Origin of the sequence: Sodalis sp. (in: enterobacteria) (assembly GCF_036327475.1) — a bacterium.
GTDB lineage: Bacteria > Pseudomonadota > Gammaproteobacteria > Enterobacterales > Enterobacteriaceae.
In genome coordinates, this window is sequence record NZ_CP132913.1 from 522,559 (window position 1) to 544,413 (window position 21,855).

Genomic DNA, 21,855 nt, shown 5'->3' on the forward strand with positions numbered 1-21,855 from the left:
GATTTTCACCGACAACACTGGCGCGCTTCCAGAATAAACGGCGGAATCGAAATAATCGTATTTGACGTTCACCAAGCGGGCACCTGCGGCAGAGGGGTGATATCAAGTATCGGGTCGGTGATGCATGCTAATATGCTCTCGGAGCCGGTAAGGATATGCGTGAGATCAAAAGAAAGTATGTGAATCATCGCTGAACACATGGCGTAAATCGTAGCCGCTCAAAAAACGGTTAAGATCCGAAAACTTTTCGACGATCAGCCACGCTTTGCCGGTAATGCTCGAATACCGTGCCATAAATGTCGCCGAGGCAGTCTGGCTCGGCCGCCAGCGCCTGCGCCGCCACGAACGGCATCGCGCGGGTATCAACACGAGATGGTGGTAATAGCGACCTGGTCGCTGCTCATATCAGCGCAGCGACATCATAAATATAAAAATTGATAAATCCGTTGATTGATATCGCTTGAGTGAAGAAATCGTTAATACCTGGGCGGGTAGTAGCGAATCCATTTTCGCCGATATACCCATGGCGGACAAATGGGTAATCATCTCCAAAGGCGAGGCGTTCTCGGTCGACATCATGCATACTCAGCTGGATACCACAGCACATTTTCGGAAGCATTGTCATGATATTCTTTAAATATGGGCGCGAACATCGTGTAAGTGCACGAGCGTCGCGTTGCCTGACGACAGGCGGAAAGCCTATGGTATTCGGTTAAACCGTGACCTCGGAGGTACGGCACATTATTGAAGAGAGCGTCAGCTTTTGTCAGGATACGGTCTGATCACTACTCATTTAAGCAAATACGATGCTCGTATCGCCACCATCGATTATACCATGGCCTATGATAACGGTATTTCGCGGCGCAATTTGGATCAGGAGCAAATTATTTTGCTCGGGGTGTCGCGCTGCAGCAAAATACCCACCAGTCCGTATTGGCGATGCAATACGGCATTATGCACGGCATTATGCAAAATGGGCGGCGGCAGTCGGTTTACTCTCACCCGCACCGTCGAACGCTCTGGCGGCCTAAACGGCGGCACAGCCCTCCTCGGGTCAGCCATCGCGGCACTGAGTGAGCCTGTCGCAGATGAGTTTCGGAAACACCAACTTCTGCGCTTAAAGATTACGCTGGTGCGCAACTGACACTGCGCCGGCGCTGAACTGCTCCCGCTACGAATCCCGATTCTGTATCATGGCGATGAATGGCGCGGGAGGAAGGAGATGCCTGGATACTTATTCTTCATTAATATTCCTCATTCCTCATTAATATTCCTCATTAATGGCTGGCATAAGCGGCGCAAGCCCGCGGACCTTCGCCACCTGAAGGGCGTCCACCGAGACGGGTCTTTGGCCTTGCACCGCTAGCTGGAAGCAGGAGATGGCCAGATGACGCACACAGTCGTGGCGATGCCAAATCATCCTGATCGGGATCGTCGTGATATGGATCGCGCAAAGCCTGATATAGCCTCACCAGTTCTCGCGAATGCCCCGTTTCCGCGCCCATAATCGCCTGTTGATCCAGATAGTCGCGCAGCACAATGCGCTGGTTAACCGCTAGCATGCCCTGCCGCCGAGCGCGTCATCACGCATTTCAATCCGTCAGCCGCCGCCGGTAACTGGCAAACCAGTCATCAAACGCCGATCAAATTTCGCCGTTAGGCCAAACTGAGCGCACGGAAGATTTGGCTATAATCGGCTCCTTAAATCGGCTCCTTACGGCCGTCAGTCGCAATAAATCCGTCAGTAGTACATATCCTGTTCGCCCGCCCACATTAACCCCAATTTGGCGCGTATCCGTTCGCTATATGCCGCCATCAGCGCTGGTTCGTAACCTGAAAACACGGCCTGCAAATCCGCTATCGGCATCAGGCCAGCCATGGACTGCGCCAGACGATTGAGGTTCCATAGCGCCGCCGCCAGCTAGTTATCAAACGCACAGCGACCCCAATAGTCGGAATGAAACCGTGGGACCATAGCCTACGTCAGGTCAAGCATCTGTATATTGTCGATATTCATCACGCTATGTGCAATTAAACAGACGCGCTCCTCGCTCGGTCAGTGCCTTGGCCACAGCCAGATTTCACCGGTGCTTCAGCAACAGTAACCAGAGCAAGACAAGCCATAGGCGTAGCCCGAAGGTCGCAAGAGGCGGTCTTTTCCATCCCTCTCTGCCTTCCCGCTCATGCCGGCGCGCTACGCCACCGGCCCATAATGCTTCTGTCCTAAGTTATCTATTGAAGTATAGCGCTGTAAGCGCGCTGGCGGGCCACACCACTGCCTCGCACAGGAGGCGAAACCAGTTAACGCGGCACTTTCGTGACGCCTACCGCCTTGCGGAAGACAAAACCCGGGGCGATGCAGATCGGACCTCAATGATATTGGCAGGAATTTAGCAGGAATAACGTTAACGCCTGCTTAAGGAGCTGGCGGTTTCCGGTAGCGATCGCTACCGCCGAGATAGTTGGATTAGCGTGATGCCCCTGGCCGTGTGCCCGCCGTGATGGAGCGCGCCAGACAGCGACTAAGGCGGGTGCGCAGGCACACGAGGATGGTGAATTGGCGGCGGAGGCAGCAGGTGATTGCGCCACGGCGGTAATGTCGTTACCCAAACCAACCATTCCAGTAGTAACCATGTCGATTCCAATAGCGGACACCAATCATATCCGTTCCAATAATGGCCGCGGCGCTCCCGATCGCCTAGGTGCAGCACCATTCTAGTGGTGACAATCTCACCTATGCTTTCCATTCATAAGAAGACCTTATCGCGGACGATAGACGATATAAGCGGCGTTTGTAGCAATGCCGCCCAGCGGCCACTATTAGACAGCGTCTGATTTACAAAGCGCTTACCGTTTTTGTCTAATCCTAACATGTGATTACCGCGCGTCCCTAACCGGGCGCATGGCCATCTCGGGGGAAAATATGCCGCCCGCCCGGCCGCCGGTGCGCGCAAAGCCATTGGGTACGGCCGTTTTCATTGGCAAGCGCGGCGCTGAACACGGGCAGGCCACAATTTTAGGTAGGGATGGAGAGAAAAGTTTATTTGTGAGCCCTTCTGTGCTGGTGGATGTGCAGGACAACACTGCGATGGCGGCTAACGTTGTTCTACCATGGCTGGCTGGAGTCAGGCAGGGGTTATCGACGTACAGCGACAGGCCAGTCAGCGGCGGGCCGCCTGCCGACCTGACCGTTGGCGAGCCCACAAAAGCAGAGTCGTCCAGAAGATCAGAACTCTATTAGCCGCTAGAAGCCAAAGCAGTGAAGCGAAAAGCTGATGCGTAAGCGCCCGCGTGGCATGCGCCTCACACTTTTGGTGAGGCATTCTCGACACGGCTTTTCAATTTCTGCCCTGCGCGGAAAGTTACTACCCGACGGGCGGTGATAGGAATACCTTCGCCTGTTTTTGGGTTGCGTCCTGGCCGCTGATTTTTGTCGCGCAAATCAAAATTACCAAAGCCTGATAATTTTACTTGTTCGCCATTTTCCAGCGCCCGGCGCACTTCCTCAAAAAACAGTTCCACTATTTCTTTGGCATCCCGTTTGCTTAGCCCGAGCTTTTCAAACAGGTATTCTGACATTTCAGCTTTAGTAAGCGTCATAAGTTCAATCCCTCAAGGATGCTTGGAATCGCTGCTTCAGTGCCACCACGCATTTCGTAACGGTCGCGGCAATCTCCTCTTCTTCCAGTGTACGAGCGGTATCCTGTAAGATTAGGCTGATAGCCATACTCTTAAAACCTTCCGCTACGCCACTACCCCGGTACACGTCAAACAAGTTTACTCCAACTAACTGATTTGCACCAACTTTCTTACACTCCGCGATAATATCTGCTGCGGCGACATCATCAGCCACCACTACGGCAATGTCGCGGCGGTTAGCGGGGAAGCGGGAAATGTTATTCGCTTCAGGCACTTTACGCTCGGCGACCTTCTCCCAGAGTAGTTCAAACACCAGCGTACGGCCATTTAAATTCAGTTTCGCCTCAAGCTCTGGATGAATAACACCAATAAATCCGATGCCTTCATTGTTAAGATAAATTGCAGCGCTCTGCCCTGGATGAAGCGCGGGATGCCGTTGTGCCCTGAACTCAATATTGTCTAATTTGCCAGTAAGCTCAAGTATTGCCTCAAGATCACCCTTGGCATCGTAAAAATCCACCGGCTGGCGTGCTTGATCCCAATGTTCATCAAAGCGCGGACCGGCAATAACCCCGGCCAGCATAAGATCCTGACGAATTCCAAGGTCAGCTGAGCTATCAGGAACAAAGCGCAATCCGCTTTCAAACAGGCGGATCCGTTGCTGCTGACGATTTTGATTATAGACCACCGCGCCAAGAAGGCCGGTCCATAACGATAAACGCATGGCGGACATATCCTGGGAAATCGGACTTGGCAGTACCAGCGCCGCCTGCTGCGGATGGAGCAGCGTCTGAGTTTTAGGGTCGACAAAGCTATAGGTGATGGCCTCTTGGTAACCGCGATCCACCAGCAGCATTTTCACGCGCGACAGCGGCAGCGTCGCCTCACGATGAAGCGGCATCACTAGTTCGGCGCGCACCGGCACATTCGGAATGGCGTCGTAACCGTATACGCGCGCGACCTCTTCAATCAAATCTTCTTCGATAGCTATATCGAAACGCCAGCTCGGCGCCAGGACCTGCCAGCCATCTTCGGTGCGACTGACTTGACAGCCGAGACGGCTGAGGATATCACTCACGTCCTGATCCGAGATAACATGGCCAATCAGCCGATCCAGCATTTTCCGGCGTAGGGTGATGGCGGCCGGTGGCGCCAGCGCGGTCGCGGAAGTCACATCGATAACCGGCCCAGGCTGACCTCCGCAGATGGCGACCAACAGCGCCGAGGCCCGCTCCATGGCGCGCGGCTGCAGCGCCGGATCCACGCCACGCTCATAGCGATGAGATGCATCGGTGTGCAACCCATAACGGCGGGCGCGGCCGGTAATGGCCAGCGGTTGGAAAAAGGCACATTCCAGCACCACGTCGCGGGTCGTCAGGCTGATACCGGAGGCAGCGCCGCCAAAGATCCCAGCTATCGCCAGCGCTTTACCGTGGTCAGCAATCACTAACGTATCGGGCGAAAGCGTGACGTCACTGCCGTCTAGCAAGGTCAGCGCCTCATCCTGCTCGGCATAACGCACCACAATTCCGCCCTCAATGCGATCACGGTCAAAGGCATGTATCGGCTGTCCTAGTTCCAGCAGTACGAAGTTGGTGATATCCACCACTGCGTCCACTGAGCGCAGGCCGCAGCGGCGCAATTTTTCTTTCATCCACAGCGGCGTGGAGGCGCTGACGTCGATATTTTTCACCACTCGGCCCAAATAGCGTGGACAGGCGTCGGCCGCGTCAACGCAAATCGGCAACGTATCGCCGATAACCGGCGCCACCGTCTTGATAACCGGCTGCACGAGCGGCATGCGATTACGCACAGCAACATCGCGGGCAATGCCGAGCAACCCGAGGCAATCAGCCCGGTTCGGCGTCACGCTGATGTCGATGGTATTGTCTTCAAGTTGAAGATAGTCGCGAATATCCTGGCCGATAGGCGCATCGGCGGGCAGTTCGATAATGCCGTCATGGTCGCCGGCAATGCCCAATTCGGCAAAGGAGCACAGCATACCTTCCGACGGCTCGCCGCGTAATTTAGCAGCTTTGATTTTGTCCCCCGCTAGCAGGGCGCCAATGGTAGCTACCGCGACCCGCAGACCGGCGCGACAGTTAGGGGCGCCGCAGACGATATTTATCCATCTCTCGCCACCAATATCGACCTTGGTGACGCGTAATTTATCGACATTAGGATGCAACCGGCACTCCACAACCTGGCCAACTACCACGCCGGTAAAACGGCCGGCGACCGGCTCGACGCCGCTCACTTCCAGTCCGGACATGGTAATTTGCTCCACAAGCGCGGCGCTGTCGATGGCCGGATCCACCCATTCACGCAGCCAAAGTTCACTGAATTTCATGTGCTTATCCCGCCTTTATTTGAATTGTTTGAGGAAACGCAGATCGTTTTCGAAGAATGCGCGTAAATCCGTGATACCATAACGCAACATCGTCAACCGCTCCATGCCCATGCCGAAGGCGAAGCCGGAGTAAATTTCCGGATCAATATCGACATTGCGCAGCACATTCGGGTGGACCATGCCGCAGCCTAGCACTTCCAGCCAACGGCCATTTTTTTTCATGATATCCACCTCGGCGGAGGGTTCAGTAAACGGAAAATAAGACGGGCGGAAGCGCACCTGCAAATCGTCTTCAAAGAAATTACGCAGGAAATCATGCAATGTGCCCTTCAGGTTGGTGAAACTGATATCGGTGTCGATAATCAGCCCCTCCATCTGATGAAACATCGGCGTGTGGGTCTGGTCGTAATCGTTACGGTACACCCGCCCAGATGCGATGATGCGGAGCGGTGGTTGCTGCGCTTTCATGGTACGGATCTGCACACCGGAGGTCTGGGTACGCAATAATCGGGTGGCGTCGAACCAGAACGTATCGTGATCGGCGCGCGCGGGATGGTGCGCGGGAATATTCAAGGCGTCGAAATTATGGTAGTCATCTTCGATTTCGGGGCCGGTGGTCACCGAAAAACCCAGTTCACCGAAAAAATGCTCGATGCGCGCGATGGTGCGCGAGACCGGATGCAGCCCGCCGTTTTCCATGCGCCGTCCCAGCAATGAAACGTCTATTGTCTCGGCCGACAGCCGTGTCTCCAGCGCCGACTGCTCCAGCGTGGTCTTGCGTTTGGCCAACGCCTGCTGCACGTCTTGCTTGGCCTGGTTTATGACTGCACCTGCTGCAGGCCGCGCGTCCGGTGCTAAATCCTGCAGCGCCGTCATTTGTTGAGTAAAATGCCCTTTTTTACCTAAATATTCGACGCGCACCAACTCTAATGTGGCCATATCCTGGGACTGTTCGATGGCGACTTTGGCCTGCATAACCAACTCTGCAAGATGTGGCATTGCTTTCCTCTCCTTCCTGCCGTAGATAGCTTAATCGTAAGAATGAGTGAGGCCGTCGTCTGGCCCTGCATCGCCATCGGCGGCCGTTGGCCAGCAATAAAAAGCCTCCACTTCGGGAGGCTCTAGCGCTATATTTTCGTTTCTTGACTTACGCGCAAGCCTCCGGGAAACAGGCGCCAAAGTAAAAAAAGAAACGGGAAATGGCGGCTTCATGCTTGCATTACCTTGTTAACGTGAAGATCTCTATTCTGCTACTGTTTGTTCTGAGGAAAAGAGGGAGACTGGCTCCCTCTTTATCCCGGCTTATGCCAGGGCGCCTTTCGCTTTCTCGGTCAGAGCGGCAAAAGCCGCTTTATCGAATACGGCGACATCCGCTAGGATTTTACGGTCGATCCCAATGGAGGCTTTTTTCAGGCCATTGATAAACTGGCTGTAAGAAATACCATTCTGACGGGCCGCGGCGTTGATACGGGCGATCCACAGTTGACGGAACTGACGTTTCTTTTGGCGACGGTCACGGTAAGTGTACTGACCCGCTTTGATAAGCGCCTGAAAGGCGACGCGGTAAACGCGTGAACGAGCACCGTAGTAACCTTTCGCCTGTTGCAAGATTTTTTTGTGACGTGCACGTGCCACCACGCCACGTTTTACGCGAGTCATATGCCTTCTCCCTAAAGTCTTATTCGAATCAGTTAAAATGACACTTACGCGTACAGTAGACAACGCACGACCAAACCCAGATCCCCTCTGGAAACCATGGATTTCGGTCGCAGGTGACGCTTACGCTTAGTGGATTTTTTGGTCAGAATATGACGCATATTAGCATGCTTGCGCTTGAAACCTCCCGAAGCTGTTTTCTTAAAGCGCTTTGCGGCACTGCGTACTGTCTTGATTTTGGGCATGTGCTTGTCCCTCTCCGCATTGTTAATAGCATGAATCAGCAAGGCGAAGGGCGACACATAGCGAGGCCTTACTGTTTCTTCTTGGGTGCGAGCACCATGATCATCTGGCGGCCTTCAATTTTGGAGGGGAAAGATTCCACTATCGCCAGTTCACTCAGATCGTCACGAACACGGTTAAGCATTTCTATGCCGATCTGCTGGTGCGCCATTTCACGTCCGCGGAACCGCAGGGTGATTTTAGCTTTATTACCGTTTTCCAGAAAGCGAACCAGGTTGCGTAGTTTTACCTGATAGTCGCCTTCATCGGTACCAGGCCGGAATTTAATTTCCTTAACCTGAATAACTTTCTGTTTCTTCTTCTGTTCTTTTGTGGATTTGCTCTTCTCATAAAGGAACCTGCCGTAATCCATAATGCGGCAAACCGGTGGCTCGGCATTTGGGCTGATTTCGATTAAATCAACGCCTGCTTCCTCAGCCTTTTCAAGCGCTTCATTCAGACTGACAATACCAACCTGTTCGCCGTCGATATCCGTCAGACGAACCTCTACAGCGCGGATTTCCCGGTTGATGCGACTGGGACGCGCCGGTTGAACTCGTTTTCCGCCTTTAATGCTTTATTCCTCCAGTTGATGAAGATTACGGCTGCGGATTTCGTGCTGCAGCCTTGCAATAACCTCGTTAACGTCGATGCTACCCAGTTCTTTACCGCGTCGTGTACGCACGGCGACCTTGCCTGCTTCCATCTCTTTATCCCCGCAGACCAGCATGTAAGGAACTCGACGTAAAGTATGTTCTCGGATTTTAAAGCCTATTTTTTCATTTCTCAAGTCTGCCTTTACCCGAATACCTGCCGCCGACAGTTTTTCCGTCAGTTTTACGACATATTCCGACTGATTATCGGTGATATTCATCATGACGACCTGTGTTGGGGCCAGCCAGGTCGGATAGAAACCCGCATACTCTTCCGTTAGAATGCCAATAAACCGTTCCATTGATCCCAGAATAGCGCGGTGAATCATAATCGGCACCACCCGTTCGTTATTTTCCCCAACATAGGAAGCGTTCAAACGACCGGGTAGAGAAAAGTCCAACTGCACCGTACCACATTGCCAGGCTCGATCCAGGCAATCGAGAAGCGTAAATTCAATCTTAGGACCATAAAAGGCCCCCTCGCCTGCCTGACATTCAAAGGCAATACCATTTTCCGCAAGCACGGCGGACAAATCCTGCTCCGCCCGGTTCCAGACATCATCGCTGCCGATACGCTTTTCCGGACGTGTGGACAGTTTGACCAGGATTTTCTCAAAACCAAACGCCGCGTACACATCATACACCATTTTGATGCAATTGTTTACTTCATCACGCACCTGGTCTTCGGTACAGAAGATATGGGCATCGTCTTGTGTAAAGCCGCGCACGCGCATCAGGCCGTGCAACGAACCTGAGGGCTCATTGCGGTGGCAGCTACCGAATTCTGCCATACGCAGCGGCAGATCGCGGTAAGACTTCAGCCCTTGATTGAAAATCTGCACGTGCCCTGGGCAGTTCATCGGTTTAATGCAGTATTCCCGCTTTTCTGACGAGGTGGTAAACATATACTCGGAGTAATTGTCCCAGTGGCCGGTCTTTTCCCACAGCACGCGATCCATCATGAATGGCCCTTTCACTTCCTGATACTGATAGGTTTTTAGCTTCATCCGTATAAAAGCTTCCAGCTCGCGGAAAAGGATCCAGCCATCGTTGTGCCAGAACACCATACCAGGCGCTTCTTCCTGCATATGATAAAGGTCAAGTTGCTTGCCGATCTTACGGTGATCGTGCTTCCCCACCTCCTCCAGATGCTGCAAATAGGTATTGAGCTGTTTTTTATCGCCCCAGGCGGTGCCGTAAATGCGCTGTAGCATTTTATTTTTGCTATCGCCGCGCCAGTAAGCCCCGGAGATTTTTTGTAGGGTGAAGTGGTGGCAAAAACGCATATTGGGCACGTGCGGACCGCGGCACATGTCAACATATTCTTCATGATGATACAGTCCGGGACGATCGTCGCGACTGATATTTTCGTCGAGGATAGCCACTTTATAATCCTCGCCTCGCGCGACAAACGCATCGCGCGCCTGCTGCCAGCTAACTTTTTCCTTGATAACGTCGTAATCTTTTTCTGCCAGTTCATGCATCCGCTTTTCCAATTGGTCGAGATCGTCCTGGGTCAGGGTATGATCGAGATCAACATCATAATAAAAGCCTTTATCGATGACCGGACCGATAGCCATTTTGGTATTCGGCCACAATTGCTTGATGGCGTGCCCCAATAAATGCGCGCAGGAGTGGCGAATTATTTCCAGCCCAGCCTCATCTTTGGCGGTAATGATGGCAAGCTGGGCATCGTGCTCAATGACGTCGACCGCATCCACCAGCTCACCGTTAACGCGGCCGGCAATGCAGGCTTTGGCCAAGCCGGGACCGATATCGCGCGCAACATCCAGGGGAGAAACGGGATGTGCAAACTGACGCTGACTACCATCAGGAAGAGTTATAACGGACATGCGGATTTCCTTAATTTCCAGTGGTGCATACGTACAACTACTTACAAACAGAACACATATTAAAGGGTTTAACATGCTATTTCGCTACACATTGCGAAATATGTACACGAGGAGGAACAGAAACCTCTTGACACTCCTGCATTCATTACATGTCAACCGGCAGGATTTTGCACCCTCACAGGAAAAATCCTTTTTAGCGCATTCGATGCGGGGATTCCCCTTTTTATCATCCTGTGCATCATCGCACCAGGGGAAGAATAACCAGCAGACGCGTGCGAAGATACAGAGCAGGAGATGTCTCCTACGTAGGATCGGCTTAGATCTCCCAGCGCGGTAGGACATTAACCTCTAAAGGCAAACTGCCCGCGCGTCGTCTAACATTAATGTCACCGCGTTGCCCAACCACGCCGGCGCAAACTCTGTCCGGGATGATAACCCACCGCTGATCCAAGTTCGCTTTGTATAAAGGAAATCGAAAACGGAACGTTGTTGTTCTCATTATGCTTAACCTCACTTCTCATGGGCTGCGGCGACAATAACACGCCACCACAAGTCGCTTCGACCGACAAATCGCTGTCCCCTGGACTGACGTTGCGCAATTCATGTCCGCGCTACAATCGTGTCCCCGTCGATGCCATAAGCGCCTATCTGGATAGTTTTCACTTTTACAATGGCGACAAGAATAGGCAAATGGAAACGCACCATTACGTCACATTCCTGAATGAAGAAGTGATGCAGGCCATCATTATATTATGGCAATATCCGCGATGCCAGACTGATAGGCGTGGAGTACATCATCAGCGAAAGACTCTTTCAGCAATTATTCATGAAAAGATTTAAGTTCGGCACGCTTATTGCTCCAGGCTTACCGGCCTCGGCAGAGAGAGCGTTAATGGTGAAATAGTCAACCACCCATGGTAAAACGTGGTATACGTGGCATACTGATTGAAATAATACGCTGCTGCTGTTCCTGCCCTCAGTTGCTGGCAGAGCGCGATCGCCGTTTTGGCGCTGACATGTAAAAAATCCGCCAGTTTACTGGGGCGATCTAATGTGATTTTGCTACATTGAGCTGATTTAAAGGGAAAAGTAGCATCATTGAGGCGCTAGTGAACAAGGTAGTTCAGCGGTTACAGCAAAATTGACAACCGATTCTGTTCTAGAGGGCGATAGCGCCCGGCTCACGCTCTTCGTGGGCGAAAAAACGTGAATATCGCCAAGCATAATGCGGCCTTTTGGCTCTTAGATCGACACTTTAATCCGCCAAATGAATTCAGGAGTTTAGCACAAGCCCTCAAGCTAGGCCGTTTGCGCAGGCGTTCGCTCTTTGCAGGGCGATTGTCCGGCAATGTAGCACTATGTCGGCCAAGTCCCCGCCACGGACGGCGGCGCTAGACGCGCACCGCCGCTGACAAAACCGCGTTACCACCGCGGTGATGACGCTATCGATATCTTCTTCATGAAACGTCCAGAAAACCACACAGTTGATAATGGTTAACAGCAGTCCGATAGCCACACTGCGTCGGCTTTCGTCCTGTAACGACGTCGGTGGAGCGTCATGATTGAGCAGTGCGTCATGGAGAAGTGCGTCGTCAGATCCTGTTCTTCCTAGCGTAAAATCGATTAAAGAGTAGCGCTGTGCGAGGGTTCGAGAACGTTTCAAGCAGTAAAACCGCCCTGCCCTTTCGCCGGCCAATCAATCAAAGGTGATTGAAGGAATAAAATCACAGAGTAATCGGTTAAGGCGAGTAATTCCTCCGCCAGAACCGCCCGCCCTCTCCTAATACAGCGAGATCAGTTTTGATAATACGTCAGTCGGATGTGACCTAATTCGGTTATGCGTTGTAGAGTTCCTGCTGGGCATCGAGCGCGCTCAAATAGGTGTCGGGTTGACATCGTCAGGGAAATGAATGGGAAAATTGGCCGCGCCTCGCCGATGCTGGCGTTTACCGCAGTCAAATTGTGCTCCACTTCCAGGACATCCGGCCGGTTAAGCAAGACCTGCGACGAAATTGTCGGCGGCATTTCACTTGGCGCGCCATATAGCCGCTCAATGCCGTTCGGCAGCCACGGCGTCCGATACGTGCTGGCCCACCATCAAGTCCAGCGTGTTCTTATCCTTCGCCACGCTGGTTTAATAGCTAGTGATATCGGCCATAGCGGATTGATAGGTGATTCAGCCGACGCTACATCGACCCTGGAGACGATGCCATGCTGCATTTTGCGTGACCTCACAAGAGGTTATTTTATATACAACAGATTGCTTTGATCGGTGGCGAGCGCCAAGCCAGTACTATACAGTAATTGTACAGCATGGTTAACCGCGTGCTGCGTGCACTCGCCAGCGTGCCGATGTAGGTTTCATACTGCTCCAGCGTCAAGCCATTGTTTTTGCAGAATAAATCATCTCAAAGGCGCTAATGCTTCTCTTCGCCTGGGTACTTTGGCTTATCGCCGTCTGGTTACCCTCGCCGGGCAGCGCGCGGAAGCAGGTCCATGACAGCTCCGCATCAATAGTAGGGAACAGATTCGATCGTTCTTCACCATATTGTGTTTTGGCTGCTTCAACATTGGCTACGGCTTCGCACAAATCGCGGTTTCTGTTCAACGCGATAGCGGCGGTCTGACGCAACCGGTCATTCAGAATGTAGTTCAACAGGCCATGTTGCGATAATTGCTGCCCGGGGCGTGGCCTAGCGAAGCGTGACGGTGCCCATTTTTTCATCTACCGCCACCTCGATCACTCAAACCTGCCGGCGTGCGCGTAACACGTTCCGTCCTCCAACGTGACCGTCATCGATACCGTGTCACCCCACTGCTTTAGCATCCCTTATTGGCGACACAGCTGCAGCAGCTAGCTGCTGGACTGAGTCAGGTCGACATAGATAGGTCCAGGGCACGGACGGTGGCCAGCGCGTCAGAGGTAACCGGAGAGATGCCGATACGGCTAGAATAGGGCTCAGAGGTAACCGGAGAGATGCCGATACGGCTAGAATAGGGCTCAGAGGTAACCGGAGAGATGCCGATACGGCTAGAATAGGGCCTTAATTATGGTGCGTTGCAGATCGATACGCGCGCTCTATACCGCGGCGCGGTATTGGTCCACCGAAGCAACGTTTTGTTGCCAGGTGGTCACGGCCATCATCGGTATCCTGGCGGGAAACACCGTTTTTCTTCACCAGCGCTGTATAACGCTGCGCCTTCAGTTTGCTGCTGTTTATCACCGCCACGGCATTTTCAGTTGCCCACGACCTCATCATAGGTGGCCTGATGGTTGACTGGGCCGATTTGATATAGCGCCTACCCCTCCTTGATTTCATTTCCTTCTGTAAAAGCTGCTTCTGAATGATATCGCCCACCTGGGGCGAACATCGGAACTCAACGATCCTTTTATCCTCATTATACCCGCAGAAGAGGGCGGATGGCCTACTTTGGTAAAAAGACGAAAATACATGTTTCATAAATAGGTTTTACCATGCCATGCACTCTGTAACGCTGGCGTGTCAGGCAACGCGCGCATCTCCTTTGACAGCAGGTAGTTATAACCGACAGCACCAAGTCAAGGAAAATGACTGCGGGCTAGTCAAATATGAGCATCTCCCCGAGCTTGGGTGAGGCGGCCAGGGGACGAAACTTCATCGAAGGTGTGAGACGTGGCAAACATTTTGAGGCAATTGCGTTAGTGATGGTAAGCGCCTTGAGCAGAATTACGGTTGGGCTGACGCTTGCAAACCATTACTGTCGCGCGCAGGTCGGCACCATGATAGCAGAACTGGGATCCCATACTGCCCTCCGGAACGGGCCAGAGCTGGCGACGGCTCGACGCCCCAGCGGACGCTAGGAACGCTTATTGGCCATGCTGAGGATTTGTGTTATATGTTTGTCGTAGTTGACGAAATAATTAATCGGTTTGTCGTCACGATCACCCAGGACATAGGAATCACACGTGCCATGCGCATTAATCATGGCGAGGAGGTCGTCAGCACGCCGCCGACAGCGCGGCTGCTCTTTTGTCACGCCTTTTCAGATCGCTAACGACGGGTTTGTTCAGATAGTTGTCGGCATGATCATAGACGGTACAGGTAAAAAGGAAAGAAATCGCCGCAGCGGTGAAAATAGCCAGAACCATTTTATCTCAAGGTCACCTCATTCGTTGTGAGTATCAATAAGCCTAGATACCAAAACACATTTTCAACTAGGTTGTTCTTTTAGTGCTTATTTTTGATTACTCTCATCATGACGTTTGCAATACCCGCAGCTTGATGTTTCAGGAGACAAGCGAATGACACTACAGCAAGAAATTATAGCGGCGATGGGCGTAAAACCCATGATTGACCCGCTCACCGAATTTCGGGTGAGCGTGGATTTTCTCAAAGCCTATCTGAAAAAGCATACTTTTGTGCGTACGCTGGTGCTTGGCATCAGCGGCGGACAAGATTCTACCCTGACGGGAAAAATGTGCCAACAGGCTATCAGCGAGGTCCGTCAGGAAACCGGTATGGCCGACTACTGCTTTATCGCCGTGCGCTTGCCCCACGGCGAGCAGAAAGATGAAGCGGACTGCCGGGATGCAATCGCTTTCATCCAGCCTGACAAGGTAATCACCGTCAATATTAAAAGCGCTATTCAGGCCAGCGAGGCAGCCTTGCGCGGGGCGGGCATCGCGTTAAGTGATTGCGTTAAAGGTAATGAAAAAGCGCGCGAACGCATGAAAGCTCAGTACAGTATCGCTGGCATGACAGCGGGATTGGTGGTGGGTACCGATCACGCGGCGGAAGCGGTAACTGGTTTCTTCACCAAGTACGGCGACGGCGGTACCGATATCAACCCCCTCTTCCGGCTGAATAAACGCCAGGGCCGCGCCATATTGCAGCACCTCGGCTGCCCCGAACATCTCTATCTCAAAGCGCCGACCGCCGACCTGGAAGAAGATCGCCCCGCCTTGCCTGACGAAACCGCGCTCGGGATCACATACGAAATGGTCGATGATTATTTGGAGGGCAAAACCATCGATGCTGCCGCGGCGCGCGTGATTGAAAACTGGTATCAACGCACCGAGCACAAACGCCATCCGCCGGTGACGGTGTTTGACGACTTTTGGCAATAATCCCCTCCGGTCGCGGCCAGCCGCACGCCGGCACGTCCGTGTACGTTTAAGCCTGTGCTGTAGCCCCCCTTTCCGCCAGCGGCGGAGATGTAGCGTGACACATTGATGGGGCCTTGGCTTTACGCCGCCTGTCAGCGTCTGAATCGGCGCTGCGACCATCACAAATGGCGGGACGAGCTCCACCATATCGGCCCGATAGAGCACTTCCACCGTCAGCCACGGCGACAGGAATTGACCAAAGGCCAACGCTAGATCCAGCCGGTTAGCCAACAGATCTTGGCAAAGAGTGTCAGGATAATCGATTACCAGTTAGCATCTGTCGGCAACGGCTCCGCCTGTCGACGGTAGTCCAACAGCACCTGCGCTATCAAAGATTGGCCAATCGCATGGGCGGCGCTAATCGATTTCCGGCATTCATCGTTGTGCTCAGACGTCTCCTGTAGCTCGGAGTGGCGACAATCGAATAAGGTAAATCCTAGTTGCTATTCGGCATGGAACAGCGTGTAGCTGATATTGGATTGCGAGACATTAAGCCAGTACGCCCCACCGATACTGCCGGACACCATAATGGCATAAATGATTTCGATGTGACGTAAACGCATGATGGGCGCTCTGAGCCGGACGCCCGGCAGACCTGACCGGCTGCCACAGGCAAAAATTACGGCCGTGGGCTACGGAGCGCAGCGTCAGACATTACTTTTCCTGGGTGCCAGCGGTCGTCTTCGCCTTTATGGTATTTATGTTTTACCACCGCCCAGGCGACATTATGGGCGACCCCGCTCGCGACTCATGGCGGAGACGCCTTTAATATTAAACGCTATTAAAGGCTTCACGATAAATATCCTGCGCATGATTTGGCGAACCCCTACTGACGCTGTCCAGTAAAGATGAATTGGATTGATAGGGCATACTAGCCTCCTTTTAAGATCTTTATCCATTTCAGAGGTCCTGTGGCGTTTTTCCAGACGCAACGCGTGCCAACATCCGTCCCGACGCCCGACGCCGACCTATCAAGAGGATTTTCATCCCGTCAATACCTGCTCGTGACCTGCTCGTGCGCTTTAGCGGAAATGAGAGAATATGGGCGGGCGTGAAGGCGATAAAAGTCGAGGCGACGCGCTAGCCATCGGCTCGGCGAGCCTCTCGGGTTGCTCATTTTGATTCTGTCCGTGGCAATTCTCAAAGCCAGCCTCATCTCGGCGCTAATGGCGACCAGCAATGCTGCGCCCGCCTTGATGCGCGACACGCTGTATTCGGTCATCATGGTCGTCACAACTAGCCTGGTCGGCTTCTCATTGCTGCTAGTCGCTTTAGCGCAGTGCGTGGCTGATTATCACCTTCGTGGTGCAAAGTGAACGCCGAGCCGCTCGATCATTTTCTAATCGCCTCGATGAGCCGAGACGGGTGACCAGCTTGCTTGGTGGCGCTACTGATCCTCTCCCCTGAAGGCCGTGGCGCTATCCGCGCCGTGCTCGCCAAGGAGGTTCAGCAGGCGATGAGCCTGTTTATGGCTCAATCCTGTCGACCATCTCCACTGATGGTACCGACCGTGACGCTCATCGCTATTTTCACCGGTAATCAGCTGACGTTCGGTTGGCCTGTCGCCACCACAAGCTGTGGTCATGTTGATCGTGCTGATCATGTGCCAGGTTTCTCTCTACCTTGCACACCAATGTGTTAAACAGCACGGCGCATCTTGCGCTATTTGTTACCTATCTGATAACTATAATGCTCTAGCTGGCCGTTTCCCCCTCTTGAACCGTTGGAAGGAACACTATACCCCAACGCCAGCTCAAAGATACTGTTACCGGCATCACCATCGGTATCATTGCCATTCTGCTGGCGATGGCCATGGCGATTACTAGCTGAATAGCGTCGCAGTACGGCAATATGCCTCCGCCGCACGGGCATGCGATCGCCCCTGTGCGGGCTCACGTTTTAGCATATCGAGCCCGACAGCCGCTTTCACAGTGATCCTCTATCTGATATCACAACAATTCGGCTTGGCGGGGCTGTTGATTGACACTCCATATCGGGGCTGCTACTGATTATCTCGGCCCTGCTTCCAGCAGCGTTTTCCATGGCGACGACGCTGGGCATGATTGAATCGCTGCTGTGCGCCGTGGTTCTGGACGGCATAACCGGTAAAAGCATCAATCCGACAATGAACTTACTAATCAAGATATCGGTAATGTGCTAGCGTCGTTTTGCGGCGACATTACCACCACCCCAGCCATCGCTAGCTTCGCTGCCAATGTGCGCTTTTCCTGTCTCGGCACTGGAAGACGACATTATCCTCCATTCTTATATTACTATGCATGTCGCTGGCCGTCTTGTGCGATATGATTATTGCCAAACCGATCTGGATCGTGCTGGCGTCGCTGTTGTTCATGCGCCGTACCGCCCGATGACCCGTTTGACAGAACTACCGTGTAATCTGCCAATGACGCAGGTGGCACGCATCAACGGTCCGCTATTCTTCGCCGCCGCGGAGCGTATTTTTACTGAGCTCAGCGCGATTGACTACGAAGATAAATACCTTATTTTTAATTTAATGTCGTCCAGATGCTCGATGCAGGCGGCCTGTAGGCTTTTATGCGGTTTGCAACAAATTGTCCGCAATCAGCTATGCTGGTAACCAATATTCCTTCAGCTATGCTGGTAACCAATATTCCTTTCCAGTTGCTGAAAACGTTGGCGCAGGCCAATGTCATGCCGATTGCCGATCGGTTATCATTGCGGTACAGCGGCCGTTAGGGTAACCGCCCTGCCGGCGCGCACTGGGGCGTTAGTGCCCGGTGTCGAGCTCTGGGAAGGATTTGACCAGTTCATCAATCGCCTTCATCTGGCGCAAGAATGGCTCCAGCTTAGTTAGTGGCAAGGCCGAGGGGCCATCGCATTTCGCATTCGCCGGGTCCGGATGCACTTCGATGAACAGACCGGCAATACCGACCGCCATACCGGCGCGGGCAAGCTCGCTTACCTGCGCGCGCCGTCCTCCGGAGGCAGTACTGAACAGATCGCGGGTTTGCAGGGCGTGCGTAACGTCGAAAATCACTGGGCAACCACCGGAGACCTGTTTCATCACGTTAAAGCCCAGCATGTCCACCACCAGGTTGTCATAGCCGAAATTGCTGCCGCGATCGCATAGGATCACCTGGTAATTGCCGGCTTCACGAAACTTATCGACAATATTACCGACCTGTCCAGGGCTAACAAACTGCGGTTTTTTCACGTTGATCACCGCGCCGGTACAAGCCATAGCCTTCACCAGATCGGTCTGGCGTGCCAAAAACGCCGGTAGCTGGATAACATCGACCACGTCCGCCACGCTTTGCGCCTGGCCAGATTCGTGCACATCGGTTATGACCTTCACGCCAAACTGCGCTTTCAGTTCGGCAAAAATCTTCATACCCTCTTCCAGACCAGGCCCACGATAGGAATGAATTGAGGATCGGTTGGCTTTATCAAACGACGCCTTAAATACATAGGGAATACTCAGTTTTTCCGTCACGGTGACGTAGTGTTCGCAGATGCGCATCGCCAGATCACGCGACTCCAGCACGTTCATGCCGCCGAATAGCACAAAGGGCAAATCATTCGCTACCTGAATGTCGCCAATATTGACCACCAATTGTTTCATTCTTCACCTTTTAATTGAAATTAACCAGCAATCGCCGCTGGTCAATGTAGAATAACCGATTTTTTGATAGAGTTGATTTGGACCTTCATCATCTCGCTGATCGTATCTTCTGGGCACTGCTCGACGAAGCAATTTAAATCGTTTAGCGCCACGTGATCGCACTCCAGCTCGACATGAATCAGACATCTGTCGCAGATTTCGTAGAGATCCGCCAAATTTCAGCGTAACCTCCTGTTTTCGTGCCTCTTCCAGATCCTATTCATTAAGCTGCACCCCTTCACCCAGATTGCCACGCAGACAGATATCGAGCGTGTGCGCGTCCAGTGGGTCGTCATTCATAGGGTTTATCAGCCGCATTTTACCGTCGAGGCAGTCAGTGCGCAGGATCATCTGGGTCGGAAAATCACCGCACAACCGGATTTCCAGCACCTGGGCGATCTGACGCCGCGCTTCCTCCGTAAGGCTTTGCAATTGGCGATGACGTTATTAAGGGAAAAATCGGGCTGAATGGTCTGGGTAACGCGCAGTAGAGGGTGCTGATTATATTCAAAATCGGCAACGGCGGCCAACAATAAGCACCAGGGGCAGACGGCGGAAAATGATGCTCGGACTAGCGGAGCGCGATGGACACTGCTGGCGGGTGTGATCCATTCTGGTCATCGATTATCCCGTTGTCGCTCGTGTAGCACGCCTGTCCATTCCATTATTTATTAAAATCACTTTCCCGCTGGCAACGTTGCCCCTGGCTCACGCGCTCGTTGTCGCCGTAATCGCGCAGGGTAGCCGTCTGGCTAAAACCCGCTTCGGCGAGCATGGCGCGCACCGCCGGCCCCTGACGCCAGCCGTGCTCGAGCAACAACCAGCCGCCGGGCTGCAAATGCGGCCAGGCCTCACGGCAAATCGCCGCCAAATCTTTAAGGCCATCTTCCCCCGACACTAAAGCGTTACGTGGCTCGAAGCGCACGTCACCTTGAGTAAGATGGGGATCGTCCGTCTCAATATAGGGTGGATTACTCACAATAAGATCATAGCGTTGTGCCCGCAATGCTTTAAACCAGTCACTTTCATAGAACTGCACATTCGTCAGTTCCAGACGGGCGGCGTTATCGCGAGCGAGCGCCACGGCGCCAGACGAGCGATCGATGCCGGTTATTCGCCACGCAGGCCGTTCCGAGGCCAACGCCAGCGCGATGGCGCCGCTGCCCGTGCCCAAATCCAGCACCTCGGCGCGAGCGGGCGGCAGTAATGCCAGCGCGCGCTGAACTAAACATTCCGTGTCGGGACGTGGAATTAAAGTATCGGGCGATACGTGCAGCCGCAGGGACCAAAACTCGCATTCGCCGATAAGATAGGCCACAGGCTCGCCCTGTTCGCGGCGCGTAAGAAGCGTCTCAAGGATCGCGAACTGGGCGTCCGTCAGCGGGGTTTCGCCGAAGGCCAGCATCCGAGTACGCGTCGCTCCGGTCACCTGTGCCAGCAAGATTTCGGCATCGTGCTTGGCGCTGGGGCTCAACGATTCACGCAGCCGGGCTGTGGCCTGCGTCAGCCATTGCTGCCAGGTCATCAGGGCGTCTCGGACAATGCAGCGAGCTGATCGGCCTGATACTCCTGCATGATAGGTTGGATCAGCATATCCAGCTTACCTTCGATCACTTCCTCCAGCTGGTACAGCGTCAGGCCGATGCGGTGATCTGTCACCCGCCTCTGCGGGAAATTGTAGGTACGGATGCGATCGGAGCGATCACCACTGCCCAGCAGGTTGCGTCGCGCGGTAGACTCCTCCTGTTGTCGGCGTTGGACTTCGGCGGCACGTAAGCGCGCGCCCAGCACCGCTAGAGCTTTAGCCTTATTCTTGTGCTGGGAGCGTTCGTCCTGGCACTCCACCACCAGCTCGGTGGGCAGATAGGTAATACGAATTGCCGAGTCAGTGGTATTAACGTGCTGACCGCCCGCGCCGGAGGAGCGGAAGGTATCGATCCGCAAATCGTTTGCGTTGATTTCCGGCAGTTCCGCCTTCGGAATTTCCGGCATTACCGCCACAGTGCAGGCCGAGGTATGGATGCGCCCCTGGGATTCTGTTTTCGGCACCCGTTGCACGCGATGGCCGCCGGATTCAAATTTCAACAGGCCGTAAGCCCCTTCATGAGACACTTTGGCGATGACTTCTTTAAAGCCACCGTGCTCGCCGTCGCTGGCGCTTACAATCTCCACCTTCCAGCAGCGGGTCTCGGCGAAACGGCTGTACATACGAAACAGATCGCCCGCGAACAGCGCCGCCTCATCGCCGCCGATACCAGCGCGCACTTCTAGAAAACAGCCGCGTTCATCGTCTGGATCCTTCGGCAGCAGCAACACCTGAAGCTGCTGCTCAAGCCGCTCCCGGCTGGCGCGTGAGGCCATCAGCTCCTCTTGCGCCATATCGCGCATTTCCTGGTCCTGCAGAAGGTGCTCCGCGCTGTGGATATCTTCTTGCACCTGCCGCCAGCGCTGAAAACAATTTGTCACATCAGACAACTGCGCGTACTCCTTCGACAGGACGCGAAAACGCGCCTGATCGGCAATGACACCAGGATCGCCGAGTAGGACTTCCACCTCTTCACGGCGCTCTTGCAACGCCTCCAATTTGGCGACTATCGAGGGCTTCATGCGTGGTGTATTTACCTTATGTGTTT

At 53.5% G+C, this 21,855-nt stretch carries 24 protein-coding genes and 5 pseudogenes; 10 read left to right on the plus strand and 19 right to left on the minus strand.

Annotated features, from left to right (window positions below):
- Positions 1 to 400: 400 nt before the first annotated feature.
- The gene (locus tag GPOALKHO_RS02860) at positions 401 to 583 is read right to left on the minus strand and encodes a hypothetical protein (RefSeq protein ID WP_406702907.1); all 183 of its coding nucleotides are present in this window, start codon (positions 581 to 583) and stop codon (positions 401 to 403) included.
- 210 nt (positions 584 to 793) lie between these two features.
- Here GPOALKHO_RS02860 and GPOALKHO_RS02865 point away from each other — a divergent pair.
- A pseudogene (locus GPOALKHO_RS02865) lies at positions 794 to 954 on the plus strand (kinase/pyrophosphorylase); the annotation flags it as partial.
- 323 nt (positions 955 to 1,277) lie between these two features.
- Here GPOALKHO_RS02865 and GPOALKHO_RS02870 read toward each other — a convergent pair.
- Both GPOALKHO_RS02870 and GPOALKHO_RS02875 read right to left on the minus strand, forming a co-directional pair.
- Complete coding sequence (locus tag GPOALKHO_RS02870) at positions 1,278 to 1,562, minus strand: hypothetical protein (RefSeq protein ID WP_406702908.1); 285 nt, start codon at positions 1,560 to 1,562, stop codon at positions 1,278 to 1,280.
- 179 nt (positions 1,563 to 1,741) lie between these two features.
- A complete protein-coding gene (locus tag GPOALKHO_RS02875) occupies positions 1,742 to 1,921 on the minus strand; it encodes a protein adenylyltransferase SelO family protein (RefSeq protein ID WP_406703348.1) in 180 nt (59 codons plus the stop codon).
- Between the two features lie 1,125 nt (positions 1,922 to 3,046).
- On the opposite strand from GPOALKHO_RS02875, the gene GPOALKHO_RS02880 reads away from it, so the two are divergent.
- Complete coding sequence (locus GPOALKHO_RS02880) at positions 3,047 to 3,241, plus strand: hypothetical protein (RefSeq protein WP_406702910.1); 195 nt, start codon at positions 3,047 to 3,049, stop codon at positions 3,239 to 3,241.
- 62 nt (positions 3,242 to 3,303) lie between these two features.
- Here GPOALKHO_RS02880 and ihfA read toward each other — a convergent pair whose 3' ends face one another.
- The 7 genes from ihfA to thrS form a co-directional block, all read right to left on the minus strand.
- Entirely contained in the window at positions 3,304 to 3,600 is a 297-nt protein-coding gene (gene ihfA, locus GPOALKHO_RS02885) for an integration host factor subunit alpha (protein ID WP_406702911.1), read from the minus strand.
- A 4-nt stretch (positions 3,601 to 3,604) separates the two neighbouring features.
- Entirely contained in the window at positions 3,605 to 5,989 is a 2,385-nt protein-coding gene (gene pheT, locus GPOALKHO_RS02890) for a phenylalanine--tRNA ligase subunit beta (protein WP_406702912.1), read from the minus strand.
- A 15-nt stretch (positions 5,990 to 6,004) separates the two neighbouring features.
- The gene (gene pheS / locus GPOALKHO_RS02895) at positions 6,005 to 6,988 is read right to left on the minus strand and encodes a phenylalanine--tRNA ligase subunit alpha (RefSeq protein WP_406702914.1); all 984 of its coding nucleotides are present in this window, start codon (positions 6,986 to 6,988) and stop codon (positions 6,005 to 6,007) included.
- A 303-nt stretch (positions 6,989 to 7,291) separates the two neighbouring features.
- A complete protein-coding gene (gene rplT / locus GPOALKHO_RS02900; RefSeq protein ID WP_406702915.1) occupies positions 7,292 to 7,648 on the minus strand; it encodes a 50S ribosomal protein L20 in 357 nt (118 codons plus the stop codon).
- Positions 7,649 to 7,692: 44 nt separating this feature from the next.
- Positions 7,693 to 7,890, minus strand: coding sequence for a 50S ribosomal protein L35 (gene rpmI / locus GPOALKHO_RS02905; RefSeq protein ID WP_406703349.1), 198 nt, complete (start codon positions 7,888 to 7,890; stop codon positions 7,693 to 7,695).
- 68 nt (positions 7,891 to 7,958) lie between these two features.
- Positions 7,959 to 8,501: a translation initiation factor IF-3 gene (gene infC / locus GPOALKHO_RS02910; RefSeq protein WP_406703351.1), complete on the minus strand. Its 543-nt coding sequence runs from the start codon at positions 8,499 to 8,501 to the stop codon at positions 7,959 to 7,961.
- Between the two features lie 3 nt (positions 8,502 to 8,504).
- On the minus strand, positions 8,505 to 10,433 hold the full coding sequence (gene thrS, locus GPOALKHO_RS02915) for a threonine--tRNA ligase (RefSeq protein ID WP_406702917.1): 1,929 nt from the start codon (positions 10,431 to 10,433) through the stop codon (positions 8,505 to 8,507).
- Positions 10,434 to 10,952: 519 nt separating this feature from the next.
- On the opposite strand from thrS, the pseudogene GPOALKHO_RS02920 reads away from it, so the two are divergent.
- Positions 10,953 to 11,120: pseudogene (locus GPOALKHO_RS02920) on the plus strand (DUF1264 domain-containing protein); the annotation flags it as partial.
- A gap of 91 nt (positions 11,121 to 11,211) precedes the next feature.
- Positions 11,212 to 11,337 (plus strand): hypothetical protein, encoded by a 126-nt coding sequence (locus GPOALKHO_RS02925; protein WP_406703352.1) that lies wholly within the window; start codon positions 11,212 to 11,214, stop codon positions 11,335 to 11,337.
- Positions 11,338 to 12,810: 1,473 nt separating this feature from the next.
- On the opposite strand, the gene GPOALKHO_RS02930 is transcribed toward GPOALKHO_RS02925, so the two are convergent.
- The 3 genes and pseudogenes from GPOALKHO_RS02930 to GPOALKHO_RS02940 form a co-directional block, all read right to left on the minus strand.
- Positions 12,811 to 13,158, minus strand: coding sequence for a hypothetical protein (locus GPOALKHO_RS02930; protein WP_406702919.1), 348 nt, complete (start codon positions 13,156 to 13,158; stop codon positions 12,811 to 12,813).
- Positions 13,130 to 13,830, minus strand: a pseudogene (locus tag GPOALKHO_RS02935) (efflux transporter periplasmic adaptor subunit); the annotation flags it as partial. The pseudogene GPOALKHO_RS02935 and the gene GPOALKHO_RS02930, both read right to left, overlap by 29 nt.
- 582 nt (positions 13,831 to 14,412) lie before the next feature.
- Positions 14,413 to 14,562, minus strand: a complete 150-nt coding sequence (locus tag GPOALKHO_RS02940; protein ID WP_406702920.1) for a hypothetical protein — start codon at positions 14,560 to 14,562, stop codon at positions 14,413 to 14,415.
- Between the two features lie 153 nt (positions 14,563 to 14,715).
- Between GPOALKHO_RS02940 and nadE the strand changes: the two genes are divergently transcribed.
- On the plus strand, positions 14,716 to 15,540 hold the full coding sequence (gene nadE / locus GPOALKHO_RS02945; RefSeq protein ID WP_406702922.1) for an ammonia-dependent NAD(+) synthetase: 825 nt from the start codon (positions 14,716 to 14,718) through the stop codon (positions 15,538 to 15,540).
- Positions 15,541 to 16,198: 658 nt separating this feature from the next.
- On the opposite strand, the pseudogene GPOALKHO_RS02950 reads toward nadE, so the two are convergent.
- Positions 16,199 to 16,449: pseudogene (locus tag GPOALKHO_RS02950) on the minus strand (ChaB family protein).
- A 239-nt stretch (positions 16,450 to 16,688) separates the two neighbouring features.
- Between GPOALKHO_RS02950 and GPOALKHO_RS02955 the strand changes: the two are divergent.
- From GPOALKHO_RS02955 to GPOALKHO_RS02975, 5 genes and pseudogenes are all read left to right on the plus strand, one after another.
- Positions 16,689 to 16,895, plus strand: coding sequence for a hypothetical protein (locus GPOALKHO_RS02955; protein ID WP_406702923.1), 207 nt, complete (start codon positions 16,689 to 16,691; stop codon positions 16,893 to 16,895).
- A 65-nt stretch (positions 16,896 to 16,960) separates the two neighbouring features.
- The gene (locus tag GPOALKHO_RS02960) at positions 16,961 to 17,221 is read left to right on the plus strand and encodes a hypothetical protein (protein ID WP_406702925.1); all 261 of its coding nucleotides are present in this window, start codon (positions 16,961 to 16,963) and stop codon (positions 17,219 to 17,221) included.
- A 73-nt stretch (positions 17,222 to 17,294) separates the two neighbouring features.
- Positions 17,295 to 17,802 (plus strand): annotated as a pseudogene (locus tag GPOALKHO_RS02965) (SulP family inorganic anion transporter); the annotation flags it as partial.
- On the plus strand, positions 17,795 to 18,178 hold the full coding sequence (locus GPOALKHO_RS02970; protein WP_406703529.1) for a hypothetical protein: 384 nt from the start codon (positions 17,795 to 17,797) through the stop codon (positions 18,176 to 18,178). The pseudogene GPOALKHO_RS02965 and the gene GPOALKHO_RS02970, both read left to right, overlap by 8 nt.
- Positions 18,169 to 18,297, plus strand: a complete 129-nt coding sequence (locus GPOALKHO_RS02975) for a hypothetical protein (protein ID WP_406702926.1) — start codon at positions 18,169 to 18,171, stop codon at positions 18,295 to 18,297. Before GPOALKHO_RS02970 ends, GPOALKHO_RS02975 begins: the two co-directional genes overlap by 10 nt.
- A 31-nt stretch (positions 18,298 to 18,328) precedes the next feature.
- Here the strand turns inward: GPOALKHO_RS02975 and kdsA are convergent, their stop codons facing one another.
- The 5 genes from kdsA to prfA form a co-directional block, all read right to left on the minus strand.
- The gene (gene kdsA / locus GPOALKHO_RS02980) at positions 18,329 to 19,183 is read right to left on the minus strand and encodes a 3-deoxy-8-phosphooctulonate synthase (RefSeq protein WP_406702927.1); all 855 of its coding nucleotides are present in this window, start codon (positions 19,181 to 19,183) and stop codon (positions 18,329 to 18,331) included.
- Between the two features lie 41 nt (positions 19,184 to 19,224).
- A complete protein-coding gene (locus GPOALKHO_RS02985) occupies positions 19,225 to 19,398 on the minus strand; it encodes a hypothetical protein (protein WP_406702928.1) in 174 nt (57 codons plus the stop codon).
- A gap of 40 nt (positions 19,399 to 19,438) precedes the next feature.
- A complete protein-coding gene (locus tag GPOALKHO_RS02990; protein WP_406702929.1) occupies positions 19,439 to 19,654 on the minus strand; it encodes a transglutaminase family protein in 216 nt (71 codons plus the stop codon).
- 232 nt (positions 19,655 to 19,886) lie between these two features.
- Positions 19,887 to 20,747, minus strand: a complete 861-nt coding sequence (gene prmC / locus GPOALKHO_RS02995; protein WP_406702931.1) for a peptide chain release factor N(5)-glutamine methyltransferase — start codon at positions 20,745 to 20,747, stop codon at positions 19,887 to 19,889.
- A complete protein-coding gene (prfA, locus tag GPOALKHO_RS03000) occupies positions 20,747 to 21,829 on the minus strand; it encodes a peptide chain release factor 1 (protein ID WP_406703354.1) in 1,083 nt (360 codons plus the stop codon). The genes prmC and prfA overlap by 1 nt, the downstream gene beginning before the upstream one ends.
- Positions 21,830 to 21,855 lie beyond the last annotated feature (26 nt).

What these genes read in the sequence shown, in the direction of transcription:
- GPOALKHO_RS02860 (WP_406702907.1), bottom strand. Translation starts at nt 583, where the DNA reads ATGCATGATGTCGACCGAGAACGCCTCGCCTTTGGAGATGATTACCCA.
- GPOALKHO_RS02870 (WP_406702908.1), bottom strand. Translation starts at nt 1,562, where the DNA reads ATGCTAGCGGTTAACCAGCGCATTGTGCTGCGCGACTATCTGGATCAA.
- ihfA (WP_406702911.1), bottom strand. Translation starts at nt 3,600, where the DNA reads ATGACGCTTACTAAAGCTGAAATGTCAGAATACCTGTTTGAAAAGCTC.
- pheT (WP_406702912.1), bottom strand. Translation starts at nt 5,989, where the DNA reads ATGAAATTCAGTGAACTTTGGCTGCGTGAATGGGTGGATCCGGCCATC.
- pheS (WP_406702914.1), bottom strand. Translation starts at nt 6,988, where the DNA reads ATGCCACATCTTGCAGAGTTGGTTATGCAGGCCAAAGTCGCCATCGAA.
- rplT (WP_406702915.1), bottom strand. Translation starts at nt 7,648, where the DNA reads ATGACTCGCGTAAAACGTGGCGTGGTGGCACGTGCACGTCACAAAAAA.
- rpmI (WP_406703349.1), bottom strand. Translation starts at nt 7,890, where the DNA reads ATGCCCAAAATCAAGACAGTACGCAGTGCCGCAAAGCGCTTTAAGAAA.
- thrS (WP_406702917.1), bottom strand. Translation starts at nt 10,433, where the DNA reads ATGTCCGTTATAACTCTTCCTGATGGTAGTCAGCGTCAGTTTGCACAT.
- GPOALKHO_RS02930 (WP_406702919.1), bottom strand. Translation starts at nt 13,158, where the DNA reads ATGAAAAAATGGGCACCGTCACGCTTCGCTAGGCCACGCCCCGGGCAG.
- GPOALKHO_RS02940 (WP_406702920.1), bottom strand. Translation starts at nt 14,562, where the DNA reads ATGGTTCTGGCTATTTTCACCGCTGCGGCGATTTCTTTCCTTTTTACC.
- nadE (WP_406702922.1), top strand. Translation starts at nt 14,716, where the DNA reads ATGACACTACAGCAAGAAATTATAGCGGCGATGGGCGTAAAACCCATG.
- GPOALKHO_RS02970 (WP_406703529.1), top strand. Translation starts at nt 17,795, where the DNA reads ATGTGCGCTTTTCCTGTCTCGGCACTGGAAGACGACATTATCCTCCAT.
- GPOALKHO_RS02975 (WP_406702926.1), top strand. Translation starts at nt 18,169, where the DNA reads ATGCTGGTAACCAATATTCCTTCAGCTATGCTGGTAACCAATATTCCT.
- kdsA (WP_406702927.1), bottom strand. Translation starts at nt 19,183, where the DNA reads ATGAAACAATTGGTGGTCAATATTGGCGACATTCAGGTAGCGAATGAT.
- prmC (WP_406702931.1), bottom strand. Translation starts at nt 20,747, where the DNA reads ATGACCTGGCAGCAATGGCTGACGCAGGCCACAGCCCGGCTGCGTGAA.
- prfA (WP_406703354.1), bottom strand. Translation starts at nt 21,829, where the DNA reads ATGAAGCCCTCGATAGTCGCCAAATTGGAGGCGTTGCAAGAGCGCCGT.